This is a genomic window from Chloroflexus sp. (genome assembly GCF_034432675.1).
Lineage (GTDB): Bacteria > Chloroflexota > Chloroflexia > Chloroflexales > Chloroflexaceae > Chloroflexus.
Genome location: NZ_DAOUBI010000052.1, coordinates 1 through 4,785, shown reverse-complemented (window position 1 = coordinate 4,785; position 4,785 = coordinate 1). Strand labels below are relative to the sequence as shown.

Genomic DNA, 4,785 nt, shown 5'->3' with positions numbered 1-4,785 from the left:
TGCTGGGGGTGAGGAGAGAGAAGGCAAGCTGCGCTAAGGGGAGGAGGCGAGGGTGTTCCCCGCTGGGGGTGAGGAGAGAGAAGGCAAGCTGCGCTAAGGGGAGGAGGCAAGGGTGTTCCCCGCTGGGGGGAGGAGAGAGGAGGCGAGCTGCGCTAAGGGGAGGAGACGTGGCTCCCGCCCCCAGCGGGGGCGGGCTGGGGTGGGGGTGTTCCCCCTGCCCCACTCGCCGCCTCGCCCCCCCTCCCAACCTCCCCCGCTGGGGGGAGGAGATGAGGCAAGGGTGTTCCCCGCTGGGGGGAGCGGCAACCATGCAAGCGTATGCAGGAGATATGGTCTTGCACCTCCTATTCTTCAAGCCACAGCCGGACGACCTGTACGTGTAAAACCCGTCGATCATTCTGGCGTGGGTCTTCGGATGCCGGTATCCATGCCGGGCCGGTGAGGTGGAGCAGGATGGCGCCGCTCGTTGCCGGTGGTAGTTGCGCTGGGTCGAGGGTGAAGCGGATGGTGGTCGGTTGTTGCCCGATGGTGTGGCAGCCCAGTTCAACGAGTGGAGTGGCAGTCGTGGGCCAGAGGGTCGCTTCGACCTGGGCGTTGATGCAGAGGGTGGCCTGGCCGAGATGGGGTGGGCGTAGGCCGCTCGCTACTTCGAGGGCGAAGGTTTGGGCTGTGGTAGCTGACCAGGGCAGGCGGATGATCGCTTCGCCGTTGCTCCAACTGTACGTCCAGCCGTCGCTGTGTTGTTCGGGGCGGTAGAAGCCACTGACCTGGGCGGCGAAGGCGGTTGTGGTGAGCGGTGGCTGATCGGTGGCTACCAGCGGTTCGGCGGTTGGGTCGAGGCGGTAAATAGTAAACGGTAGGGTCAGGCGCGAGACGTTTTGTGGTTTCTGGTCGGTGAGTTGCTCGAATTCGGCCAGATCGAGCTCCACGCCAGCGATTGGGGTTAGCCGGAAGCCGGGAAAGGCCAGGTTGCCGCCACTGGCACTGAGCATTAGGTAGACGGTACGGCCATCGGCTTGCCAGTGTCTGATCTGATCGGCCAGGAGGTCGGCGTAGGGAGCGGTCGCTACGCTCTTGACGGTAAAGGTATTGATACCGTGCGCGAAGCGTAGTGGCGTCGCCAGGAGGTCGGGGATGTCGCGTGAGTCGCTGTAGACTGGGGCACCACCGCGCAAGAGGACAATATCGCTCTCTGGGGTGAAGTGACGGGCTATAGCCGCTACCTGGCCGAGGGCGCCGGCATATTCGGTGTGGGCAAAGTAGTAACGGCCTGTCCATCCCAAAAACAGAATCAGCAGACCGGCACAGCCAGCCGCGATTCCCTGGCGCCAGCGGTTGGCGGTTGGGCGGATTTGCCACGCGCCGGCCAGGGCGGCCAGGGCATACGCGGCGCTGAGGGCGAAGATCGGGTAGGCAATCGGTACGAACCGGCGCAGAATATAGATGTAAGTCTGTTCGGAGGTGCCGTAGGTCTGGCGCAGGTAGAAGAAGCTGCCAAGGAAGCCGACGGTGAGCATGAGCCAACTGGCCGCGGTCAGGCCGCGCCACCACCAGAGGGCAAAGCCGACGCCGGCCAAGACAACGCCGAGTGGTGAGAGGTACCAGCCGACGCGCACCAGCCCGGCCAGTGGGATCAGTTCCTTCGCCTGTACTGGGGCCGGTTCGCTGGTGAAGGTGGTCGGATCGGCCAGCAGACGTTGCCACCAGTTCATTGAGCTGTATTCCTGGTAGTACAGTACCAGCGGCAAGCGGATGGGTGCGCCAACGTATCCTTGCAGTCGCAACCAGTTCAGGGTCTGGTTCGAGAATGGCCCTTGCCACGGCCCGCGACTCGTCGCCAGTTCAGCACGTAACGCTGCGGTTGCCACCAGATCGGGTTCGGCTTCCCAAGGTCGCCCCTGCAGGACAACGCCGGCTTGCAGACGGGCTTCAGTGGGGGTCATGACGCCGCTGCGCACGTCGCCGGCGACCAGCGCCGGATCGCGGGTCAGCGGATCATTCCAGCCGCCGCGCGTGTTGAAGAGCAGGTCGGCATCGATGATTTGGGGGCGGATCAGGTAGGCCCAGCCGACGAGGAGTAGCAGTGCGATGGCGATGCCGCGCTGCCAGCGTTGCCGGTGCGTGACAATCCGGCGCTCAATCGCATTGATTAGCCCACGACGACGGACTGCAATCAGCCCGACCACCAGTACAGCAATCACCGCCAGCTCCAGCCAGATGCGCCATGGCTCATCGAGCGAGCTGAACTTCGAGCTGAAGTAGGCTTCGCGCACCGCCGGTGAGAGAAACGGCAGCGCGATGAGCGAGGTGAGGGCAAAATCCTGAAAACGGGCAAAGCCGGTATCGAAGAAATAGGCACGGGCGATGAAGATGATGTGCAGCGCGGCGTGTGCCAGCATCGCCAGCATTCCCAGTGCGAGTGCCGTCTGTTCGGGTTGCCAGCGGCGGCTCAGCCAGCAGTAGCCCAGGTAGAGCATGGCCGGCGCCAGCAAGAAGAAATCAATGCGCGCCAGCGCAACCTGCCCAAACGCAATCCCGGCCAGCGCAGCGTACACGATTCGCGTCGCAGGAGAGAGACCGCGGTCGTGGTATTTCGCGAACAGGTACAGTCCCCCCCAGGTTAGCATCTGCGCCGTCGTTTCGGCGGTTGAATAGCGGGCAAACCAGACTTGTACCGCATTCAGACCAAGCAAGACCATGCCTAACCAGCCCACCCATGGTCCGGCGAGCCGGCGACCGATCATGCCGACGCTCCACACGCCGAGCATACCGAGGAGGCCGGTTGCGAAAAGGCCGAAGAGTGGCCCGCCGGCAGCGGTCAGTAAACCGATCCAGGCCGGAAAGAGGTGAAACCCCTGCGGTACAATCCGCCCCTGGACCAGATCACCTTCGTTGATCAGAAAGCCGGCGGCGCGCAGGCGTGACGCGATGTAGCGATCACGGGCTTGGGCAATCATAAAGTTGCTGATGGCCTGGGCTGCCGGCTCGCGAATAGCCGGATCGGCGCTCTGCGCAGCCTGCCCCAGTTCAGCCACGACGGTATCGGTCTGCACAATGCTCCCAGTGCGTGCCATTGCAAAGCCGGTGACCGCGTAGACGCCGGCGTCGCGCACGCCCAGAATGACCTCGAAGGGACGGGCCACCAGCAGGGTGAGTACCAGCAGAGTCGCACACCACACCGATGCCGTGGATGCCGCAAGCGGCGCTACCATCTGGCGCGTGCGGCGGAATCCCCACCAGACGAGTACACTGGTGACGATCAGGGTTAGCCCCAGGTGAAGCCAGAGCGAGAAGATGCCCAGACTACCCAACACCAGGGCCAGCCAGCCACTCCAGAGTGCGCTTATCAGAGAGCGTTCAAAATGCTGTTCAAGACCATCGTGCCGATCAGATGAGAGCAGAGCCTGACTGAACGCCCACCCCGGTACGTATATGATCAGCGGTAACAGCAAAATCCCGACCACAATGTGTTCCATAGTCCTTCTCGGCAATCAGTGCCGGGCGCGATTATAGCACAGCGAGGCGATGGCGACGAATGGTTTGATGGTGGCGAAGGATGGAATGCAGTGCCTGAGCTGACTGCTGATGATTGCAGTGATGTGGATTCAGCGCGGCAAGCGCTCTCTGGCAGGCAGCGGACGGCGCATAAGAGCACGGCAACGCTGCTACCGGCAAAGGTACCGTCGCGGCTACCGATTGTTCCCATCACTGCCATACGATAGCCAGGATAACCGCAATCACACAGGCGATGCCGCCCAGAAACAGCACCTGCGCGACCTGCAGCAAGGTGGCCTTACGTCTGATCAGGTGTTCATACGCCCGTCGCATAGCGGTCAGGTTGTCTTCCTGATAGGCGATCCGGCGGGGCAGCAGCACTAGCATTGCCGCCACCAGGGAGGCAAAAAAGATACACACCCCGGCGCTGCCGGCCCAGCGCACGAGGCAATTGCAGATAGGTCGGCTGATCGCTCAGGGCCAGCACCGCGAACAGCACCCCGTACAACCCGCTAATCACCTGCATCATCGTCTGCGCCCCGGCTTCCAGGCGCTCGACATTCCCGCGCTCCTGGGTGGCAAACCACTCGCGCAGCTCGCGATCCTGCTTAGTTTCCGGCCCGACAAGCCGCATAACCGGCCTCACTTTTTCAGTATCTGAATGCGCATCCGATGGTCGCAATCCCGGTTCTTACAACGCACGCTATACTCCAGCACGTCAACCGTCTCTTGCCGATAAACGATTTTCTGTTCTTTCTGCAACAACTCATCGCGGGTTCAGATGTTGAGGTGTCCGCACTTCGGGCACTTGTAGCTTTCACTGTCGTTATTGCTCATTGTCGGTTCCTTCGGTCGATGTGATTGATGTGGCATATGGCACTGCACATTGGGCGAGTCCGGCAAGGAATGTTATCACCGCAGAGGCGCAGCGGGTGGGTAGGATCACCACAGAGATGCAGAGGACACAGAGGCCACAGCGGATAGGTATACCCCAGATTGCTACGGTAAGGTATGATGTAGCATGTCCGGTGGAGCACGTATCCGTTGCCGCCAGGGTTGGGTGATTACTCAACCTTCGCCATTGTTGTCGCCCAGCGCTTTGCCATTCGCTTCATCTCATCCGTATACGTCGGCCACTCATGCAATGTCTCTGGGTCAACATCTGCCCCATTTGGCCACACTAATGTGTGTACCTCTGCGTCTATGCTCACTTGCTTGAACAATTCTTCGTCCTGCAACGCGCCATACACCGGCCCTGCCAGCACCGGCTTGAAATTGATCTCTCGAACT

At 61.7% G+C, this 4,785-nt stretch carries 3 protein-coding genes; all 3 read right to left on the bottom strand.

All coding sequences use genetic code 11. The annotated features are described in order from the left end of the window. Positions 1-344: 344 nt before the first annotated feature. On the bottom strand, positions 345-3,476 hold the full coding sequence (locus VAE55_RS04440; RefSeq protein ID WP_322814602.1) for a hypothetical protein: 3,132 nt from the start codon (positions 3,474-3,476) through the stop codon (positions 345-347). A gap of 335 nt (positions 3,477-3,811) precedes the next feature. Then, positions 3,812-4,129: a hypothetical protein gene (locus VAE55_RS04435; RefSeq protein ID WP_322814601.1), complete on the bottom strand. Its 318-nt coding sequence runs from the start codon at positions 4,127-4,129 to the stop codon at positions 3,812-3,814. A 430-nt stretch (positions 4,130-4,559) separates the two neighbouring features. Continuing rightward, positions 4,560-4,785 (bottom strand): DUF2442 domain-containing protein (locus VAE55_RS04430; RefSeq protein WP_322814600.1); only part of this gene is annotated, 226 nt, incomplete at its 5' end.

Excerpts from the sequence above, each read along its gene's own strand:
- VAE55_RS04440 (WP_322814602.1), bottom strand. The coding sequence starts at position 3,476 with ATGGAACACATTGTGGTCGGGATTTTGCTGTTACCGCTGATCATATAC.
- VAE55_RS04435 (WP_322814601.1), bottom strand. The coding sequence starts at position 4,129 with ATGCGGCTTGTCGGGCCGGAAACTAAGCAGGATCGCGAGCTGCGCGAG.